We start from the raw sequence: 20580 nt of genomic DNA on the forward strand, positions 1-20580 counted from the left end.
CTTGAACAAAATTATCCGGCCCTCCGGCAGGGGGAATTGCTTTATAATCCTGGAACCTTGATGCGTTGGTGATACATGGAAACCCCGTAAACGGCCGCCAGGGGGTTATGGCCCGTCACCCGATCCTTGACGGCCAACACGGTGGTCGGAGCCTTGGCGTGCTGGAAAAACAGGGAGTCATGGCCCACGCACAAGCCCAGCAGGATATTGAATTCCGTGCGTTCATGATTGAGCAGTTCCGCCTGAAACACAGGATTGCAGGCGGGCTCGTCCATTCCCCGGTAGATCATTTCGTCATCTTCAAGACCCAGCACCGCCTTTTTGGAGGTCCTGCCCGCCTTGCACATCACGGAAACCATTTCAAAGCCCCAGGCTTCAAATATCTCCGCAACGGTTTTGGCTTCGTTCATAAGCCCCAGGCAAAAGGCCAGGCCCAGGCGTTTGTACCCCATCTTTTGGGCGAATTCAGCCACCTCAACTATTCGGGTTTTACATGGTTGCAGCACATAAGGGCTCTGATCGCGATTGGCATAGCACTCGGATTCCTGGATGGACGCCTGGCGGGCGAATTCCAGGGTTTCGGGCGCCTCATAAGCCTTGTTTGCCGCCCTCACCACATCTTGCCGCGTGAGGGTGGGGCACCCTTTGGCCCCTTTCCCGGACTCAAACAGGCAAGATCGCTCAAACAGGTCCAAGTCGCATTGGGCGCAATGGGCGGCCCGTTTCTTGTCTTCAGCCATTTGCTCCTCCCTGGTGACTTATCGCACAGCGGTATTTTTATTTGTTTTTTTCAGCCCGACCCCTCAAATACGCAAACCCCGGGGTGATGGACTCGCTCATACCGCTGGGCATCATGGTTTTGAACGGCATGCCGATGTTCATGAGGCCGCCGGACTTGAACATATGCTCCATCATTTTGGGGAACATGGGGGCCGGGATGCCTATGGCCAGCTCATCGGGTGCGATTCCGGCAAAGGCCCGGTCTCCCATGCCCGGCAGCACCACTTGGGGCCGGCCGGTGACGAACGGAAGCAGGCCGCCTTTGGCGCAGGACTCGCCGAATCCTTCAAAGGCGGCGAACACGGGCGAGGTATAGTCGTAGCACAAGGCCTGAATGAGATGGGTCATGTGGATGCCGTTGCCGAAGACCAGAATCGTGTCCGGCTCCATCAGAGCGTTTTGTAAGGGGGAGCAAACAAAGCCCATGCGGCTTTGCATGGTTTCCAGCCGCTTTCGTCCTTCCTCTCCGGCGAACAGGCTATTAAACACGGCCAGGCGGTTCATCTCCGCCTGGCGGTCAATATGCCAGCCCTGACGCACCTGGCTTTCCACAAACTCCTCGTCGGTGACATTGATCCACTTGTGCATGGCTGAAGAAGGTACGCAAAAATTGTCCTTTTCGGTCATGGCCGTATGCGCGCCCCAGGAGCGGGCGTTGGTAAAGGCTTGGCACAGGGCCATCTTTTGGCCCATGGCGGACGGCCGCAAGGCTTGCTGCGGGATCTCATCTTCGCTTTTTATGTACGTGACAGCTACGGGATAGGTAGGCAGATGCAGCTTGGCGTACAACTCCTCCCCCAACTTTTTCAAGGTTTCCAAAGCCATTACACCCTCCTTAAAACGACGAAGGCCCGGCCTGCACAAGACCGTTTCCAGGCCGGGCTTTCCGTCTATGTCATTATGAGAATTATTACATGAGTCCGCGTTTTTGGGCCATGCCCATCATCTGCTCCATCATGGAGGCGGGCGGGAGGCGCATTGCGTTCTCGGATTTGGCAGCCAGGGTAATGGCTTCCGTCGGACAGGTGGTGACGCACAGGCCGCAGCCGATGCAGCGGTCCAGGTTGATTTGAGCGACGTCGTCCTTCATGTCGATGGCGCCCATCTGACAGCGCTCCAGGCAGGTTTCGCAGCCGGTGCAGTCTTCGTCGGACACTACGGCGTAATGGTTGGAAAAAACGATCTCCACCGGCTTGGGATGCTTGTTTATGGCTCTCAAGACCCCGCAGCAATCGCCGCAGCAATTGCACATGCCGCCGGGATTCTGGGCGGTGGCCGGCTGGGTGACCAAGCCGTCCTCCCGACATTTTTCCAATATTTGGATGGCTTCCTCCAGGCTGATCACCCGGCCCATGTCGCGGTCGATATAATATTGCCCCATGGAGCCGAACATAAAGCAGGCTTCCAGGGCTTTGCCGCAATCCTCTTCCATAATGGACGCCCGCTTACGGCAAATGCAGTCGGTGATAACTATCTGAGGGACTTTTTTCAGGATTTCCACGGCGTCTTCGTAGCTGGCCACGTTATGGGCCACGTCCAAGGATTGCTGGACCGGAATGGTGCGGAGAAAATGCTCCACCCCGAATTGCATGGCGTCGTCAAAGGCTTCATCAAAGTATTGCCCGCCCATCTCCGAGAGTTCCTTGTCCAGAGTCTTGACCTGAAACTCAAACAGGCCGTGGACGAACGGAATCGTCCCGTATTTGGAAACGCCGCCCTTTTTCAGGCGGAACAAAAGGCCGCGCTCGGCCATGTCCTCCAGCTTGGCCGCCATTTCAGCCTCTGGCTCGCCCATGCGCTGGGCCACGGCTTCCGGAGCTTCCAGTTTGGGGGTCATATTCAGGAAAACATTGGCGTCTTCTTCGCTGAACAAATATTTGAGGATCTTGATTTCAATGCCGGATTCCGTGGCAGGGTATCCCATGGAATATTGATCCAACTGTTGCTGCAATTTACGATAAACGTCTTCTGACATGATGCCTCCTTAAACATGTTGACGCCGTTCGTCGGCGCCGGTTGAGAAATCCGGCGGCGGAGCCAGCAATCCGCCGAATATATTTTGCTTGAACACTTTTCTTGAATATGAATTCTGACTGAGCTTCATTTGGATGAGGGTTCCCTGCCAGGCGCAGATGATGTGCTCTGCCATCTGTACGGAGTCGATGTCCGGACGAATTTCTCCGGCGATCCGGGCTTTTTCCAGAACTCCGGCCAGGAGCCGGCGCTGCCGGTCGAAAATCTCCAGGAGCCGCGTGCGGAAATTCTCGTTCCGGTCCCCCATTTCCTGCCCCAGATTGCCAAAGGGGCAACCGCCTTGATAGCCGACGGCTTCCATGTAGTCCCCTTGCCAATCCAGAAAGGCTTCGATTTTCGGGATGTATGGGCCTTCCTCGCCCTTGAAATGCCCGCGGGCGTGGCGGTCGAAAAAATCCGCATAAAAATCGATAAGATGAAGCCCGTAATCTTCCTTGCTCTTGAAATAAAAATAAAAAGAGCCCTTGGGCACCCGGGCTGCGTCCAGGATTTCCTGGAGCCCGGTGTCGTTAAAGCCCTTTTGGATCACAATTTTCGCCCCCGCCCTTAACAGGCGGGTCTTGGCGTCCTGTTTGCGTTTGGATGTCATAACCGTGTTTTACGAAACCATTTCCTGAATAATGTCTTTGACCGGACGGATTTTCGAAATCAGAGCGCTGACCTGCCCCGCGCCTGCGGGAAAAAGATCGAAATCCCCGCTTCTCCAGGCCTGGCCTGCGTTCATCAGATTGTACTCCTTGGAAAAATCCTCTCCCTGCCCAACCATTTCCTTCAGCTTGGGGTTCATAATGGCGCGCATGGCCATGGGGCCCAAAGGAACCCGCACCGTGCCCGCATCGCCGCATTGCATGATGGCCTCTTTCCAGGCCTGGCAGGCAGGGCTTTCCTCCGCCGCCAAAAAGGCCGTGCCTATCTGCACGCCCTGGGCGCCCAATGCCATGGCCGCCCGGTATCCCCGTTTGTCCGCAATGCCTCCGGCGGCGACAACCGGCGCGCTCACCATGTCGCAGGTCAAGGGAATCAGGATAAAATTGGTGGATTCCGGTCCCAAGGTGCGCAGCCCGCCCGACTCCGTGCCGGACACCACCACGCCGTCGGCGCCGGCTTCCACGGATTTGGCCGCCATGGGCGCGGACAAAGTCACGTGCAGCCCTTGCATGCCCATTTCCTTGATTTTGGGATAAATCTTCTTGGGCGAGCCCCCGGAGGTCGTCACCACACGCACCCCGGCCTCGTAGAGGATTTCCAGAATCCGGTCGTTGTTGGGATTCATGGAAATCATGAGGTTGGCGCCAAAAGGCTTGTCCGTCAGCTCCCGGATCTTGCCCACCAAGGCCTTTACCTGTTCCAGGTCCGACACGAACCCCAGGGCCAGCACGCCGAAGGCGCCGGCCTCGGACACCGCCGCGACCATACCGGGGTCGTACAACTCGCCGATAGGCCCTTGAAGAATGGGGTATTGACAACCGAGCATTTCCAGCAGTTGGGACATGACTCATCTCCTTATTTTGGGTTTGGAAAAGGGGGATAGGGCAAGGCTGTTTTGGCGATAGACCACTTGTCTATCTGCGCTTACAGTAGACCAGTCGCCTAGTCCTGTCAATTGCTTTATTATCCGAAAGTTTTATTCATTTTTCTATGACGGAATAACATACTAATAATATTAACATTAGGATGTTATGGGCCAAGGAAAAATCAAACATATTTCAAACGAACGTTCGGAAAAATATCAGGCCGAAATTGCGCCAAAAATTTAGGCGCCGCAAAGACTGAAATCGGGCTGGATTTTTAAACAAAGGCTTCCCTGGACAAGCCCAAAAAGACTTCGGATCCAGACAAGGGGCTTTTCTGGCTTGGTTTTGTTGGGGCCTCTTTCCCCAAACCGGGGACCCAGGGTCGTTGTAGAATTGCGGCAAGGTATGATTTAAAATCCGGAAACAAAAATTTTTGAATTGTAGTCAGGATGGAGGGCATTGCAAAGAATCCTCCAGGCAAGGATTAGCCTGGAGGATTATGGAAAATCAGATGGGTACTTCCGTTTCCTCGTGTGTAGGACCGGATATCAGATAGTAGACGAAATAAATGACGAACAGGGCCTCTCCAAGAGCGCAGAAAAGAGCCACAAAGGTGGCCATGCGGTCAAGCACAAGCCCGAACCAGGTAATGGCCAGAGCAATCTTGACGATGACGCCGATAACCAGAACCCCGTGATTTTTCTCCGGGCCTTTGGATACAACGCCGAAGCCCACGCCCAAAGCCAGGATAAATATCCAGAAGCACCTGTTCAGGATGATAGCGTAATCCTCTCCATAGAGCACGTCGTAAAAAATTTTCATGTTGAATTCCGGCCAGAAGGAGGCCGGAGCGGCGAAAAAAATATTCCAAATGGCGGCAATTATAAAGAATTTTCGCCATTGCGAGTAGGACCACTTCGACGGCGCCAGTTGAGAAAACCTGCTAAGCATGTCACCCCCCATTTCTTTTGGGAATAAAAGACGATTAATGAGGTATTTGTATTGCAAGCCCCGTTGACTGTCAAGGGTTTAGGGATTGGATGAGGTCCGGAGCGCAGGTTGCGGGCTCCGTGCGGATTAACTCGGCTTCCAGGCGGTCCAGAAATCTTTCCGCCAGATCCCGGCTCAGTACGTTTTGGCAGAACCCTAGCGTAACCAAAAGGCTGTCGCCCAGGCCGGAGATGCAGACAGTCACCACGGGCGGAGTGGATCGGGTTGCTGTGACGCCCGCCCAGGCGGCTGGCGCGCCGTTAAACCGGAATTTTTCCGGGTCGATCACCCCGGCGTTGGTGAACATGAGGCCCAAGTCGCCGGTGGAGGCGGACTTTTTCTTGAGGATGTCGCCTATTCCGTCGTGAAAGCGCAACCCCACGGAAAAGGGCATGGTTTTAAATACGGCGGCGGACAGGGGAATGTTGCCCATGCCAATGTATTCCTGCTTGAGCTTCTGAAAAGCGTCATGGACGATTCGGAGCAGGGAATTGTAATCCCCCGGCAGTCCGCGCCCCACATTGATGTAGGAAAAGCCGGAAAGGTTGCACACGGACTCGGCCTGGCCGCCGGGAATGTAGCGCCTCAGGTCCGCCGTGGCCACCATTCTGGCGTAGGCTTTGGGATCGGAGTTCAGCAGGGAGTAAAAGGCCCGGATGGCGGCCGTGGCCGCAGTATCGTTGATGGTCGCGCCCCGGGCCTTTCCATAGGCCTTTAATCGTCTGAAATCTTCCCCGGCGATCACCCGGGTCAACAGGGTTCGTCCTTCAGGAGGCTGAAAGTCCAGGGGAGCCCTGCGCTTGCTCCGTCCCCGGAGAAATACATGGGCGTCCGCCATGGTTCTGCGCAATACGCCCAAACGATCCCGCCAACCCATGTGGCGAAAAACCTGGGCAAGGCCCCGGGCGCCATGGATATTGGAGGGGGGGATGTAATAAGGATCGCGTTCCAGGCGGTTGTAGGTTCTAGCCAGCAGATAAGCCAGGTCCTTGACTCCCCCGCCGTCGCTGGCCACGTGATTCACCCGAAGGCACAACAGGTCGTTCCGGCCCCGCAGCACCCAGACGCGGGCCTGGGGCCCCTGGTGCACGTCCAGGTCCGGCAGGGAATCCCAATAGCCTCCGGGGTCGTCCTCATCAAGGGGATTTTCCACCAGCGTACAGATTTCCTCCGCGTTCAGATCGGGCAGGCGCTCCCAATGTTGCCCAAAGGCGGTTTCCACGAATCGGCATCCCAGGATCGGCTCCGCGTCCAGGCACATGCGCATGGCTTGCTTAAGGCGAACGAAATCAAGCCTGCCGTTCAATTGGGCGATCAAACCGAAATTGGCGCAATGGGAGTTGCGCATCCAATAGAGGATTTTATCCTCCAGGACTACGGGAAACCGCTTTGGAATGTTCTGGTTTTCGGGTTGCATGGTTGGTCCGCTTCCTTTAACGGCCGCGTTGCCCAGCCGGCCCATTTCAACCTGCCTTTGTTTCATGTCATGCCTGGTCTTTGCGAATCTTCCTGAAGCTCCGCATCATGTACCATCCCATGGGAGTCAACAGCGCCGGGGATAAGCGATAGGCCCTCCAGGCCAGCTTGGCGTGAAAGGGAAACACAATGATTCCCTTGTTCCTGGCTACGCCCTTAAGAGTAAGCTCCGCCGCCTTGTCCACCGGCAGCATGGGAAGGGTGAAAATATTCTTCACATCCTTGTTGTCAGCCTTGTGTATGGGGGTTTTTTCCCAGATTTCCGTTTCAATGAGGCCGGGGCAAACCAGGCTGACCTTAACCCCCAAACGGGCGGCTTCGGCCCGCAGCGTGGACGTGAGCCCCACCACCGCGTGCTTGGATGCGGAATACGGCCCCTTGACCGGAAAGGGCAACAGCCCTCCCAGGGACGAAACGTTTACAATATGCCCGTGGCCCTGGGCGGCCATGGCTGCATAGGCGTAGTGGGAGCCGTACAGGACGCCCATGAGGTTTACGTCCAGCACCCTGCGCCAGTCGTCCAGGGACAGGTCGCGCATTTCTCCCGCAATGCTGATGCCCGCGTTGTTGAAATAATAATCCAGCCGTCCGCGCTCCTGCACGGTCCGGTCAATGATCTTTTTAACGTCCTCTTCCTGAGTCACGTCCACCTGGGCGGCGGTTGCGGACCCGCCCTGGTCCCTGACTTCCCGGGCCGTTCTTTCCACCCGGTCCAGGTGATGGCCCGCCGCGATTACAAAAGCGCCGCTCCGGCCCAAAGCCAAACAAAGGGCCTTGCCGATTCCGGCCGCCGCTCCGGTGACTACGGCAATCTTTTCGTTGAAAACATCCATTTCACCGCCTATTCACGGGATTAGTCGATTTCATCGTCCTGTGAATACAAGGGTATGGCTCGACGCCTGGGTTTTGCAACCCTTTCCCCAAAATAAAACTGCTTGTATTAAAATATTAGCGATGGGCCGAAAGCCCCCTCCGAGCTTCGGCGTCTTAACAAGGCCGACTTTTCCCGGGCTTCAAAGAAATCCGGAATATATGATTGACCGCTGTGCGATGAGTCGTGGTCAGCGGTCAGGCCAGTCCGTTATTTTGAAAGAACTCGGTAATCTCCCGTTTAATCTCCTGCTCCGAGGCGAAACGGGGGTCAAAAGAGTCCGTAGATAGAAATAATACAGGAAGATCGGACTTTTGGCAAACATCCCGTATTAATTTTCCCATGGCCCAGCCCCCTTTACAGCCCTGGTGCCGGGTGAAAATCATGCAATCGCCCGAGTATTCCTCCAAAATGCGCTTTAATTCCTCGGTGAAAAACTCGGCCGGGCCGCGCAATTGGCGCGCCATGGCAATATTCAAATGGGATCGGGCCAGGTCCCGGATCATGGTTTCCCGGGAGGACAGGTCGATCATGTTGGTATTGACCCTGCCCATGAAATCCGCCACGGTCACGGCGCCGAAACGCCGGTTCAACCAGGGCTCCAAAAAATGAAAGCCGATGGGGATGTCCCACCAGATGACCCGGATTTTCTGCTTTTTGATAAATCCCTTGCCCTTGGCGAGCCGGGCCTTGGCGTTCTCGCAAATCATTCGGGCGAACTGAAGCCCGTTTTCCGTGCCATGGGCCGCAATGCTGTGCTGCCACCCCAAAAGCAGGCAGGTCAGGTTGCACGGCGACGGCACAGCCCGGGCCATTTCCGTATATTCCTGCAGCAGGGCGTTGGTCCTGTTAATGTTGTCGCACACCTGAGCCAAATCGTCCCAGTTTACTTTCAGGCCGGTGTTGTCCTCCAGAAAACCGATCAACTCCAGGAGGTTGTCTGCGTAATAATCCACGCTGTCGTCATCGTCCCAATAGGGGGTGTCCACGGAAAACAGCGGCGCTTTGGTCAGGTATTCCAGGGTTTGATAGCTGGAAACCACGGAATCGCACGGATGGGAGCTTGAAATAAGCAAATCCGGCTTGGGCGCCTGATGAGTCAAATAAGCGCCTATGGCCGCCTTGCCTGCGGAGCAAAACTCCGTGGGCAGCCCTTCCCGCTCTGCAGCCTCGATGATCTTCACCGTGGTGTGCGTGCCCATATTATGCCCCATGATGGCCATGGACTCGGGCACATACATGACCACGTCCAGCACCCGCAGGATTTCGTTGGACAGGTTGAACTCGGACCACACCACCGGCCAGGTCCCTTTTTCCGCATACAACAGGTCGTCCATGTATTCCAGGTAATCAAGGTATACATAGCGCATGGCCTTGAGGTCCGCGGGCCTGACCAGGCCCCCGCCGATCATGGAGAAACTGTGGCGACGGGCGCTGTTGGACCGGGTTTCCCTGCCGGGTATGACAAAACGCAGCAGGCGCGTGAAGACATACACCAGCCTGGGAAACCTAAGCAGAAAGATCAAAAGCCTGAGCCTGCGCCGTTGATACTTCCACACCTGGAGTTTTTTTAATGCTTTTTCCCCCACACTGACTTCCTGCATCTATTGTAAAACAAAGGAATGGTAAGGCACGGAGCGCAAATCGGGGATGCCTTGCGGCTTTGGGACAACCGTACAGAAAAGGTATGGCACGGGGCCGAATTATTGTCAAGGCGTTGAAAACTGACAAACCGGAGCGTCAGGCTTGAACAGATAGTATTTTATCCTGCCGGAATTCACCCCGGCTTGGACTAAGCCGCTCCTGCAAAACTCCATTTATCCTGCTACTCCGGCTTGACCGCCTGATGGGTTGCGTAGGCCTTGGCCAGGAGTTTGTCCTCGAGATTCTTAAAGTCCACTTCCACGTGCACGGTGGTTCTGCTGCGGTTGATGACTATTGCGGTTGCATGGACCACGCCTTCTTTCATGGGGCGAAAATAAGACACCCGAAGGTCTGTGGTTTTGACGATTTCATCAGGCTTTAAGACGGTCATGGCCGCAATGGCCGACAAGGTGTCGCCCAGGGCCGCGTAAAAGCCTCCGTAGACCTCGCCCCGGCTGTTGCCCATGCGTTCGTCAAAGGCCCATTCGGCGTGGACCATGCCTGGCGCCCATTTTTTCAATTTGGGCAGGCCAAGGGTTTCGTGCGCCCTGGACGTAATCAGGGGTTCGCCGGGCGAGTCTTCCAGCAGGCTGTCCAGCACCTTGTTCCAATCGGTCATCAATATGGTCTCCGGGCGTCAAAAATTATGGGGCAATGCAGGGCGTCCAATCCTTAAAGATAGATACTTAGCACAATAATCGCGTTTACGACCAATCCAGAAGAACACCTTTTATCCATCCGCATTTTTATTGTGCATGTCCCTGACTCCAAGACGCCTTATTCTCATGCCACCATTGGATATATTTTTCTGCAATGTCAGGCTCCGATTCAAACAAATCCCATTGTTCAAGATCCACTCCCGTAATCTCCTTGACAGCATACCATAAAAGAAAATCGCCCCCTTGCCAGTCGTTATCCTTATCCTTCTGCAACTTTTCCATTATAACGGGCAAGGCGGGAGGGCCGAGGTTTATTATGGCGCCAAACGGCTCATTTTCCACGTACGTAGAACGCAATGAGCTATACATCACGTCCGGCGTGTCACAATAAATTTGCCAGTTTCGATAGGCTTCATCAAATTGGCCTTTTATGGTCACGGTTTTTTCCGGCTGGGTGCTGGAATGGCCGACGCCCTGATCGGACGCGATTCCATGAGACGTCAGAGCAACCAACGATAACCCCACACACAGCATAACCATTTTAATATACAATGATTTATTCATACTCCCCCTAAAGTCCTGAGTATTGAGTTTGCAGCAGTTTCAAAAAAAACGTTTGCGCCTTATTCGTAGAACTTATTTGAATACCATGTCTTTTCAACGACGTCGGAAAAATTTGTCAGCAACACCTCCCGTTCATAAACAAGCTGCTCGTCAAACCGTAAGGTAGCGATATATACTAAAAAATCAGATCCATAGTGAAGTTCCAGGCAATAGCCCTTGTCAGTTGAAATGAGAGCGGCTGTGCTCACATCAGCAATGTCACAAAAAGCGCTTCGAGCGATATATATCGGCTTTGAGTTTACGCTGATCATAATATTATCGACAATACTGCACGGAAACTTGGAATATGTGCAGCTGGTATGCTTTGTTGCTGGAGACGGCTCATGTGGGGAGCCAATATCAACCTCATGAGCGCTAATCACAACTTCAATATTCTCTGTTTCAGACTCGAATCTTAAAGTAGTTTCACCGCTGGAATTCACTTGCTGCTTGACGGGCTCGAAAGACGCCTGTGCGTAAGTTGCGAAGCCAAAACAAAAAATGAGCATTAGTGCGGATAATATTCGCATAGCGCCTCCTGCTTTAACTGCCCCATATCAACCATAAAATAAGCATGTTATAGAAATCAATCAGCATATGAAAGCCTAAAAAGCAGATTTTCATTGTTTTTCCATCATCGGAGTTTCTGTAATTGTAAAACTTGCCAAAATACAGTCAATGGCCTCCTGGTCCAGGCCGATGAAATCGATCTCGTATGATTTGTCATCTTTCCCAAAAACCCAACACCTGACAGGGCCAAAGGCCGCTCCAATATCCGGGGGATTTGGCGTTGGAAATCCCAACTGGATAATGTTCAAGTTTTCGGTGGAGGCAGTATATTGATGCTCATCTGCATTGAGCGGCTTCATCATCAGCAGAAGAAACGCTCGCCAGATCTCTTCCTTGGAGTCAAAAAAGGAAATTTGATCCGGCGTGACCTGGAGCTGACGCCTGTTGAATTCATATAAGCTCACAGGTTCGTCGCCGTACAGCATGTTCTTCAGGTCGCGATACTCCTCGCTTTCCTGAAAATCAGAGGGGCATTTCCTTACGTGCACTGCGGCGGCGCTTTCAAGAGAATATGAAAAAACCCATTCCGTCGCCGACATTTTTTCAACAGGGTGTGGAGAAACAAAGAAAAAACCCGGGGCGGCGATTTCAACCTCACTGGGAGAATGGCTTGTACACTCTATGCGCCCCCGGTCTTCCAAAACAGCGTTGTAAGCGCTGGACTTGTCCCGCCCATACTTGAATTTTACCATACTCCAGAGAAAAAGCCTCTCATGCATGGCGACCAGGGCATACATACAAACAACTATCACAACGCTAACGACGATCCACACATCCCGCTTCCGCTTAAAAGTGTTCGCCATTAGTGCGTCTCCACGCTGCGGCCCTCGCCGTCTCCTATCTGTAATGGGAATTGCCACTTTTGAATTAACCAGAACAATCTCAAAAACTCAACAATTATGGCATAATGCTGAAAATAAAACCGCCTCGCCCTTGGAAAATATGGCCATCTCGTATACAATCAGCCAAAGGGCGTCGGATGAACCTGCGCGCATGCTTTTTCCTTAATGAACGGCATTAGTCATATTTCAATCTTTTTATGAGGGAAACGGATATTGGCGTTTTGGAATAAAATAAACTATCCAAGAACATTCATCCCGTTGGGAATTTTCTGTCTAATCGTCATTGTTATCGCCTTATCATGGTGGAAAGCAGTTTCCCTTTCTTCGGGAAAAAGTTTCGACATCACCCCTGAAAACTATCAAATCCCCGTTTATCCCATAGCCAAAGTAATCAATAGATATTCCAGGCTTGATCGACAGGCGAAAGGGTTGGACTTTAGAGTCAGACAAAACTTTCCCGCAAGGGACCTGAGGGATTTCTATGAAAAGGAGATGAAAGCATTGGGCTGGAGCCCATACCAGGATCGAAAAAACAAAAAGTCTGACAGAACGTGGATGGGACGCGTTTCCAGGTCAAAGGAAAATCCTCGATACATTGCCGAGTATACGGCGGATTGGATACATTACGAGCGTTTGGAAAAGGCACGGCTGATGCTGAGCTATTCTTGGACGAACTATGACGACCGCTCAAAAATCGACTATTCCAACAACCAAGACCTGTCCGGAACTATTACTATTACGCCTTATGCTAAAAGGCGCTTTCATTAAGCGGGAGCCTGGAATGGCAGTTTGCTCTATTCAATTTTAGGACCACAAATTAATTTCCGGGCCGCCTTGTTATGTAAAATTAATGTCTTATCTTTTACGGGCGGTCCGGAACCCGGCTTTGAACTGGATTTACAATTCTCGATAACGCCGGGCGCCTGTTCCCTTGACTTTAGGCGGCAGGTAACATAGAAATCACAAGCAATCAGGCGGGGGAATCCACCGGACGGATTTCGCCTGAAACAAATTGAATCAATTGGGTAAAATCCTCATGCGCAGGCGCAGCCGACAAATATTGTCCCTTTTATGGACCTTGCTGGTTTTGGGATTGTTAGTCCCACTAGGAAGCCTGTTTGCGGACCAGACACGCCCGGAGTCCGGCGCGGAGCAAGGCGCGCTGCAGGAGAGGACCGACGTCGCCCATTTGTATTTTATCAGCCCCAAGGGGTATCACCTGGCGGCGGAGGATCGCCGTTTGGAAGCCAATCAGGCGCCGGCCTTGCACGCCAAAGCCCTGATACAAGCCCTGTTGGACGGCCCCCGGGGCGACGGTTTGCGATGCATACCCGAGGATACGCGGCTTTTGGCCGTTTATGTTCGGAACGGACTGTGCTATGTTGATTTTTCCCGGGAGATCTCGCAAGGGCTTCCCGGAGGCGCCGAGGCGGAGTACATGACCGTATTCGCCCTGGTCAACACCTTGTGCCTGAACGTCCAGGATATCTCCTCCGTTAAAATCCTGATTGAAGGTAAAGAAGCTGAAACCCTTGGCGGCCATGTGGAACTGACTTATCCATTTGGCGCAGACATGACGATAATACGATGAGTAAAAAAATACCTGTAAGCAAAATGCGCAATATCGGCATCATCGCTCATATTGACGCTGGAAAAACCACGGTGACCGAGCGCATCCTGTACTACACCGGACGCTCTCACAAGCTCGGCGAGGTCCACGACGGCGAGGCCGTTATGGACTGGATGACCGACGAACAGGAACGGGGAATCACCATTACCTCGGCGGTGACCACCTGCCATTGGGACGGCCATGAAATCCATATTATTGACACTCCCGGGCATGTGGACTTCACCATCGAGGTGGAGCGCTCCCTGCGGGTGCTTGACGGCGCCATCGGCGTTTTCTGCGCCGTGGGCGGGGTTCAGCCCCAGTCGGAAACCGTGTGGCGGCAGGCCGACAAGTACCATGTCCCCAAAATGGCCTTTGTGAACAAAATGGACCGCATCGGCGCGGACTTCTTCGGCACGGTCCAGGAATTGAAGGACATCCTGGGCATTAAGCCCCTGCTGCTCCAGATCCCCATTGGCGCGGAAGACGCCTTTGAAGGCGTTATCGACCTGTTGAACATGGAGCAGATCACCTGGGACGAAACCAGCCTGGGCGCCTCGTTTCAAAGATCGCCTCTGGAAGGCGACCGGGCCGAAGAGGCCGAGACCTACCGGGAGCAGCTTGTGGAAGACGTCGCGGAATTCGACGACGAGCTGATGGAGCTCTACCTGGAGGAAGGGGAAGTCTCCAAGGATAGGCTGATCCAGGGCATCCGCAAGGCGACCATCGAATCCGGCGCCGTGCCGGTCCTGTGCGGATCCGCCTTGCGCAACGTGGGAGTTCAGCCCCTGCTGGACGCCATCACGGCCTTTTTGCCGAGCCCCAAGGAAGTTCCTCCGGCCCGGGGCGTGCATCCCGAGTCCAAGGAGGAAATCATCTGCGGCAATTCGGAGAAGGACCCCCTGGCCGCCCTGATTTTTAAAGTATCCATGCCCGAAGGCCGAAAGCTATGCTTCGCCCGCATATACAGCGGCAAGCTCATCGCCGGCCAGGACGTGTTCAATCCCACTTTGGGCCGCAAGGAAAAGCCCGCCCGCATCTTGTCCATCCACGCCAACAAGCGGGAACGCATCGAACAGGCGGGCGCGGGAAACATCGTGGGCATCGTGGGCATGAAAGACTCCTCCACCGGCGACACCTTGTGCACCATGGACAAGCCGGTCATGCTGGAGCGCATCGAAACCTACGAGCCGGTCATTTCCATCGCCGTGGAGCCCAAGACCCACAGCGATCAGGAAAAACTTCCCGCGGTTCTGGATAAGCTCATGGCGGAAGACCCCACATTCAAGGTGCGGGAGGACGAGGAAACCGGCCAGACCATCATCTCAGGCATGGGAGAATTGCACCTGGAAATCCTGGTCAGCCGCATGCAGCGGGAATTCAACACCCAGGTCAACGTGGGCAAACCCCAGGTCGTCTACCGCGAAACCGTGGGCAAGGAAGCCGTGGGAACCGGATTGTTCGACCGCGAGGTCGCCGGCCACAATCATTTCGCCCAGGTGGACATCCGCCTGGAGCCCCGGTCCAGAGGGACGGGCAACACATTCGCCGTGGCCCCCGGGTTCGACGCCATCCCGGAACACCTCATTCCTCATATAGAGCAAGGCGTGATGGAAGCCTTTGGCAGCGGCGTGGTCATGGGTTACCCCGTGCTGGACGTAGCCGCCACACTGGCGGGCGGCGTTTTTCGGGAAGGCGCAGGGACCGACCTGGCGTTCCGCGTGGCCGCCTCCATGGCCGTGAACGACGCCTTGCTGGCTGCGGACTCCGCATTGCTGGAGCCCATCCTGGACCTGGAAATCACGGCGCCGGAAGCCAATACCGGCGACGTCATCGGAGATTTGAACTCCCGGGGCGGCAAAATCGAAGCTCTGGAATCCGCCACCGGCGTGGGAATCATCAAGGCTGTGGCGCCCTTGTCCAAGATGTTCGGGTACTCCACCGATCTGAGGTCCGCCACCCAGGGCCGGGGAACCTTTAGCATGAAGTTCTCCCATTACGACAAAATTTAGCACTCCCCATAAACAGCAAAGCCAGGCTGCGATCGCCGCAGCCTGGCTTTTTTTGTCTGCTACTCCCCTGCGTATTTGGCCAAGTCTGCTTCAAAATCCAGGGTGGAGCGGATAAAATCGTATTTTTCCGGCTGGAAGGGCGCCACCCGTTTTTCCTCCGGCTGAATCTCCAGGCTCAGGGCCTCGGTGGGGCATGTGGTGGTGCAAAGCCCGCATCCAATGCAGCGGCCGGGATCCACGCTGATAACGTCCTCGCCTTCCGTAAAGGCGTCCATGGGGCACCTTTCCACGCAGGTTCCGCAATTGATGCATTCTTCTTCATTTAATTGCACCACGTAGTCCGAAGTCGCCATCAAAGCCGGTTTGGGGAAAAATTTGAAGCTCTTTAAAATCCCGCAACACTCCCGGCAGCAGTTGCAAATGCCTTCCACGCTCCGCTTGTCCCCGGCCAATTGGTGAACCAGGCCTTCCTCCTCCGCCTGCTTGATGATGGCAATGGCTTCTTCCTGGGAGATATACCGGCCGATTTTCAGGGTTTCGGCGTAAAGCTCGGCGTAAAAGCCAAAGCTGATGCACATTTCCTTGGTCTGGTTGCAGGGCTTGCCGATAATCCGGGTTTTGGCCTCGCAGGCGCAGGGGGTGACGGCGATTTTATCCTTACCCTGGATGATCTTGACCACATCGTAATAAGGGGCCACCGGCAGGTCGGCATTGACCTGCCCCTCCACAGGGATGGTTCTCACAAGGCGGCCTTTGGGTATGTATTCTTTTGCAAGATACTTTTGCAGCTTTTTGGCGACCTCTTTGAACTCCGGGTTGTCCGCCATCAACAGGCAGGCGTGTTCCAGCAATCCGTGCATGAAAGGAGCCACGGAATAATATTTGGCGTCTTCCTTTATCTTGGGAAAGGTCAGGCCCTTTTTCAGCATGCCGGTAAGAATTCTTTCCGCTTCCGCCAACTCCATCCCGGCCTTTTCCGCAATGATATGGGTAGGCTGCAGATACCGGCGAAGATGCAGGTACATCCGGGCTTCTTCTTCCGTAAACAGCACTTTTAAAAACTCAATTTCCACCTGGGATTCGGAGGCGTTGAATCCCACGGAGTATTGGTCGACATGTTCCCTGAGTTGGTGATAAAGCTGGTCGTCCATTGCCATGGCTCCATGTGTGCGGGTTAATGAAAGGCGGCTTTGCCGGAAAAGAGAATTCGCCGCCAATTAATCGAACGTTCGCTCGATTTTATAAGAATATACCCATGGGTATTTTATGTCAAGCGTTGGAAAGCAGGGCTGAATTTCACGCCCACCCTCGATCATCCTCAAGCAGAAAATGAGGCCCTAAACTTTTTGATGAAATCCACGGGATGATAGGACATCTTGGCCTTGCGCAGGCCTTCGTCGCCTGTGTCCTGCTCCCGATTGACCAAGGCGAAATCCGCGCCGGCGTTTTCCAGGAATTGCTGGTTGACGGCCTGATAGGAGCCATGGAAATCGGGGGATCCTTTTTCAAAATGGATCAGCATCATATGGGGTAAAAAGGCCTCGCCTATGGTGTAGGCCGCAAGTTGATCCTCCACATAGATAAGCCCGCCCATGATGTTGGATAGGGAGTCCCAGTGGTCCAGGACTTTGGAAATGCCATCATTCTCGGCGGCCAGGGTTTCCACGGACTCGCAGTCCCGCCATTGGCACCAGGACTCCTGCAAACTCAGGGCCTCTTTGGCGTTGGAGGCGTCCATGGGGACGTACCGGGCCGGGTAGGATTTTTTGAAGCGGTTCAGGTGATTTTTCTTGGAGTGGTACTTTTTGCCGCTAAGCGCAACCAGGTCAGGGACGGAGTACAGATAATCCCATTGGCCCCGGTCCTCTTCCAATTGCATGGAAAGGCCCTGTGCGTTTCTCCAGAAAACCGCCAGCTTTTCGGGAATGCGGGAAAACGCGGCCGAGCCGCCTAATCCTTCCAGGGCTTGGGGCCAATCCACAGACTCCCAATCGCCCATGGGCGCCCAATACACGGTTTGCGGGCGGGTCTGGCGAATCCAGACCAGAGGGCCGGTCCAGGCCCATTCCAGGCCGTGGGCTTCCTGCCAGGCGAACAGGTTGATGAAGCTGTATTCCGAACTGGGCTCCGGGCACTTTGCAAGGAAATCCAGATAGGCATTTTGACGGTCCAGATTGATTGGCTCGAATGATAAAGTCATGACGTCTTCCGGCTTGGTTATAATTCAAAACTGCCGGAATGAATTGTAGTCCAGGGTCAGGCGCAGTTCAACTGATTGTTTGAAAGGAAATCAGGCAGGGGAAAAATTTGGTTGATGATGGGGGCGGCCTCTCCGGATTTAAGGGCCGCAACCAGGTCTTGCCACCCGTTGACGAACCGGGGGAAGTGCGTGGCGGACCGGCCCAACTCCTCCAGGGAATGGGCGTCGCTGCCTCCTACGGTGTTGATGGGGTATTTGGCCTTCCACTGGGCGATCATGCCGTTTTCTTCAAAAGTGTTCCGGCCGTTCATCTCTTCCACGGCGGCGACCATTCCGTCGGCGGCGAGCCGCTCTTCTCCGGGCCTTTTTTTCCGGAACGGATGGGCTAAAATCGCCGCCCCGCCCATGGCGTCCATCCTGGCCAGAATCTCGTCCGCGGACAGACCGCCGGGGAAATCCAGGTCCGGCCCGAACAAAAGCAGATCTCCTTGCGGCGTGGCGTACTCCGTCCCCACAATCACAACCAGGCCGTCCAGCATAAACCCGTCCCGGGAGGAGACGGGGCCGCTGGCCTCATAGTGGTCCGTGATGCACACCCCGTCCAGGCCGCGCAGACCGGCAAAGGCCTTGATCTGGTCCATGGTCAGGTTGCTGCACGGAGACGCCGTGCTATGTACGTGGAGGTCAAGTATCATGGTGAAAAGTATAATAATATTTTCTCAATAGATCAAATCGATAATTCCAATCTTTCGCGGCGCATTTATAGGATGGAATAATGTATGGCTTGGCGCCGATTACCGCCCCATGATATGCTTGAAGCATGGCTAAGACGTGCATCCTCATATTGCTGGACGGCCTGGGAGACCGGTCCTATCCTGACCTGGGAAACAAAACGCCCCTGGAGGCGGCGCGCACCCCTTTTTTGGACCTGTTGGCATCCCGGGGATCGTGCGGCGCCTACCACGCCGGGCTTGCCGGCCAGGCCTTGCCCAGTGAAAACGCCCATTTCGCCATGTTCGGATACCGGCCCGAGGAATTTCCCGGCCGGGGCTTCCTGGAAGGCCTGGGCTGGGGCCTGGACATGCATCCCGGGGAAATCGCCCTGTTGACCCATTTTTCCCACGTAAGCGTCCAGGGCGGCGCGTTGATTCTGGAGGAAAAAAGGCCTGGGGCCAGCGTTCAGGAAGCCAGGGAGCTTATTGAGGCCGTGGCCTTCTGGCAGACCGGGGACATCTGGTTTCGATTTCATCACACCAAAGGCGTGGACGGCATTTTGTCCGCAGGAGGGCCGGTTTCCCGGTTCATCACGGACAGCGACACCATGACGCCCGGCGGCCCCTTGTGCGCTGTGCGCCCCTGGTCCACGCACGCCAGCGATCCCAAGGCCGTAAACACGGCCAAGGCTTTGTACGAGTATCTGCGATTCGCCCATCAGCGCCTGGATGAGCATCCCGTAAACATCAAGCGCAAGGCGCGGGGGGAATCCCCGGCCAACGCCGTGGTCACGCAACGGGCGGGGGCGTATTCGGACGTGGAGCCCTTTCACAGGCGGTGGGGCATCCGGGGCCTGAGCATATCCTCCGGCGCCGTCTACCACGGTCTGGCCCGTTTTATCGGCATGGACGTCATCAAGGATGGAGACACGGACAACCCAGGCGAAGACCTTGCCCGCCGGCTGGATAAGGCCCTGGAAAAATCCGGCCAATACGGTTTGATTCACGTGCACACCAAAGCGCCGGACGAAGCGGCGCATAAAAAGGACGCAGGCTTGAAGGTGCAAGCCATCGAAGCCCTGGATAAAGGCCTGAAAAAGGCCCTCGCCAACCGCCTGGACGATCCCGACATCCTGATTGTCGTGACCTCGGACCATTCCACCCCGTCCACGGGGCCGCTGATCCACTCCGGAGAAACCGTGCCTTTGGCCTTGCTCGGCCAGGGAGTGCGGGTGGATCAGGTTAAGGCGTTCAGCGAAATCGCATGCGCCCAAGGCGCGTTGGGGCAGTTGAGGGGCCGGGAGTTTTTGCTGACCATCCTGAATCACCTGGACCTGGCCAAACTGCACGGGACTATGGACACCCCGGACGACCAGCCTTTCTGGCCGGGCGCAAGGGAGCCTTTCACCATTTGACCTTCGGCTGCACAAATTCCACATGGAGAAATTGATGTACGGACTCGTCCACGGAAGATTTCAAATTCTGCATAACGATCACATGAAATACATTTTGGCCGGGGCGGAACAATGCGACCGCCTTGTCATAGGCATTACCAATCCAGACCCCGCCATGACCCGGGAGGACGGCGCGGACCCCGCCCGCAGCCAGCGGGAATCCAACCCTTTGTCTTATTGGGACCGTTTCCGCATGGTGGACGCAGCCCTGCGGGAAGCCGGCCTGCCCCAAGACAACTTCTCCGTAGTCCCCTTTCCCATCAATTTTCCGGAATTATGGGGGAATTATGCGCCCCTGGACGCCAAATTCTTTTTGACCATCTACGACGCCTGGGGAGAACGCAAACTGGCCATGCTCCAGGAAAACGGGCTCAATGTCCATGTTCTTTGGAAACGCCCCCCCGAACAAAAAGGCATTACCTCCACCCAAATCCGTCAGGCCATCATTGCAGGCCAGCCCTGGGAGCACCTGGTTCCGCCCTCCGTTGCGGAAATCATAAAGGAAAAAAGCGTCATGGCCTGTATTCGCTCCTTGGCCGCCGCAAACTGACTTCGCTCGCAACCCTTTGATATTCTAATAATCTATTCTACAAATAGACATTCGGAATA

21 protein-coding genes are annotated in these 20580 nt (G+C 54.8%); 5 read left to right on the forward strand and 16 right to left on the reverse strand.

Translation table 11 applies throughout. From position 1 onward, the window contains the following. Positions 1-41: 41 nt before the first annotated feature. The 13 genes from G491_RS0108895 to G491_RS0108960 form a co-directional block, all read right to left on the reverse strand. Entirely contained in the window at positions 42-740 is a 699-nt protein-coding gene (locus G491_RS0108895) for a DUF1847 domain-containing protein (protein WP_028314346.1), read from the reverse strand. A 37-nt stretch (positions 741-777) separates the two neighbouring features. Continuing rightward, positions 778-1605: a DUF169 domain-containing protein gene (locus G491_RS0108900; RefSeq protein WP_028314347.1), complete on the reverse strand. Its 828-nt coding sequence runs from the start codon at positions 1603-1605 to the stop codon at positions 778-780. 85 nt (positions 1606-1690) lie between these two features. Beyond that, entirely contained in the window at positions 1691-2755 is a 1065-nt protein-coding gene (locus G491_RS0108905) for a 4Fe-4S dicluster-binding protein (RefSeq protein WP_028314348.1), read from the reverse strand. A gap of 9 nt (positions 2756-2764) precedes the next feature. After that, a complete protein-coding gene (locus G491_RS30055; protein ID WP_051327139.1) occupies positions 2765-3403 on the reverse strand; it encodes a TetR/AcrR family transcriptional regulator in 639 nt (212 codons plus the stop codon). Positions 3404-3412: 9 nt separating this feature from the next. After that, the gene (locus G491_RS0108915) at positions 3413-4306 is read right to left on the reverse strand and encodes an NAD(P)H-dependent flavin oxidoreductase (RefSeq protein WP_028314349.1); all 894 of its coding nucleotides are present in this window, start codon (positions 4304-4306) and stop codon (positions 3413-3415) included. 529 nt (positions 4307-4835) lie between these two features. Then, the gene (locus G491_RS0108920; protein ID WP_028314350.1) at positions 4836-5279 is read right to left on the reverse strand and encodes a hypothetical protein; all 444 of its coding nucleotides are present in this window, start codon (positions 5277-5279) and stop codon (positions 4836-4838) included. Between the two features lie 70 nt (positions 5280-5349). Continuing rightward, complete coding sequence (locus G491_RS0108925; RefSeq protein ID WP_136360643.1) at positions 5350-6735, reverse strand: hypothetical protein; 1386 nt, start codon at positions 6733-6735, stop codon at positions 5350-5352. Positions 6736-6802: 67 nt separating this feature from the next. After that, positions 6803-7627, reverse strand: a complete 825-nt coding sequence (locus G491_RS0108930) for an SDR family NAD(P)-dependent oxidoreductase (RefSeq protein WP_028314351.1) — start codon at positions 7625-7627, stop codon at positions 6803-6805. Positions 7628-7862: 235 nt separating this feature from the next. Further along, the gene (locus G491_RS0108935) at positions 7863-9254 is read right to left on the reverse strand and encodes a 2-hydroxyacyl-CoA dehydratase subunit D (protein ID WP_028314352.1); all 1392 of its coding nucleotides are present in this window, start codon (positions 9252-9254) and stop codon (positions 7863-7865) included. Between the two features lie 236 nt (positions 9255-9490). Next, positions 9491-9928, reverse strand: coding sequence for a PaaI family thioesterase (locus G491_RS0108940; protein ID WP_028314353.1), 438 nt, complete (start codon positions 9926-9928; stop codon positions 9491-9493). Between the two features lie 127 nt (positions 9929-10055). Further along, the gene (locus tag G491_RS0108945) at positions 10056-10532 is read right to left on the reverse strand and encodes a hypothetical protein (protein ID WP_028314354.1); all 477 of its coding nucleotides are present in this window, start codon (positions 10530-10532) and stop codon (positions 10056-10058) included. A 59-nt stretch (positions 10533-10591) separates the two neighbouring features. Continuing rightward, a complete protein-coding gene (locus G491_RS0108950; protein ID WP_028314355.1) occupies positions 10592-11101 on the reverse strand; it encodes a hypothetical protein in 510 nt (169 codons plus the stop codon). A gap of 90 nt (positions 11102-11191) precedes the next feature. Then, positions 11192-11944, reverse strand: coding sequence for a hypothetical protein (locus G491_RS0108960; RefSeq protein WP_028314356.1), 753 nt, complete (start codon positions 11942-11944; stop codon positions 11192-11194). 252 nt (positions 11945-12196) lie between these two features. Between G491_RS0108960 and G491_RS0108970 the strand changes: the two genes are divergently transcribed. From G491_RS0108970 to fusA, 3 genes are all read left to right on the forward strand, one after another. Next, positions 12197-12751, forward strand: a complete 555-nt coding sequence (locus G491_RS0108970; RefSeq protein WP_028314357.1) for a hypothetical protein — start codon at positions 12197-12199, stop codon at positions 12749-12751. A 244-nt stretch (positions 12752-12995) separates the two neighbouring features. Then, the gene (locus G491_RS30060) at positions 12996-13574 is read left to right on the forward strand and encodes a GerMN domain-containing protein (RefSeq protein ID WP_084511440.1); all 579 of its coding nucleotides are present in this window, start codon (positions 12996-12998) and stop codon (positions 13572-13574) included. Next, entirely contained in the window at positions 13571-15604 is a 2034-nt protein-coding gene (gene fusA, locus G491_RS0108980) for an elongation factor G (RefSeq protein ID WP_028314358.1), read from the forward strand. Before G491_RS30060 ends, fusA begins: the two co-directional genes overlap by 4 nt. A 59-nt stretch (positions 15605-15663) precedes the next feature. Here fusA and G491_RS30065 read toward each other — a convergent pair whose 3' ends face one another. The 3 genes from G491_RS30065 to G491_RS30070 all read right to left on the reverse strand — a co-directional run bounded on the left by G491_RS30065 (position 15664) and on the right by G491_RS30070 (position 18499). Further along, on the reverse strand, positions 15664-16755 hold the full coding sequence (locus G491_RS30065) for a 4Fe-4S binding protein (protein ID WP_051327140.1): 1092 nt from the start codon (positions 16753-16755) through the stop codon (positions 15664-15666). A 167-nt stretch (positions 16756-16922) separates the two neighbouring features. Next, positions 16923-17804: a DUF2156 domain-containing protein gene (locus tag G491_RS0108990; RefSeq protein ID WP_028314359.1), complete on the reverse strand. Its 882-nt coding sequence runs from the start codon at positions 17802-17804 to the stop codon at positions 16923-16925. A 56-nt stretch (positions 17805-17860) separates the two neighbouring features. Then, positions 17861-18499 carry a PHP domain-containing protein gene (locus tag G491_RS30070; protein ID WP_015947809.1) on the reverse strand — a complete coding sequence of 213 codons (639 nt, stop codon included), beginning with the start codon at positions 18497-18499 and terminating at the stop codon, positions 17861-17863. Positions 18500-18624: 125 nt separating this feature from the next. On the opposite strand from G491_RS30070, the gene apgM reads away from it, so the two are divergent. Both apgM and G491_RS0109005 read left to right on the forward strand, forming a co-directional pair. Continuing rightward, a complete protein-coding gene (apgM, locus tag G491_RS0109000) occupies positions 18625-19932 on the forward strand; it encodes a BPG-independent phosphoglycerate mutase family protein (RefSeq protein WP_028314360.1) in 1308 nt (435 codons plus the stop codon). Positions 19933-19966: 34 nt separating this feature from the next. Beyond that, a complete protein-coding gene (locus G491_RS0109005; RefSeq protein WP_084511444.1) occupies positions 19967-20521 on the forward strand; it encodes a nucleotidyl transferase family protein in 555 nt (184 codons plus the stop codon). Positions 20522-20580: the final 59 nt, after the last annotated feature.

This window comes from Desulfatibacillum aliphaticivorans DSM 15576, assembly GCF_000429905.1.
Classification (GTDB): domain Bacteria; phylum Desulfobacterota; class Desulfobacteria; order Desulfobacterales; family Desulfatibacillaceae; genus Desulfatibacillum; species Desulfatibacillum aliphaticivorans.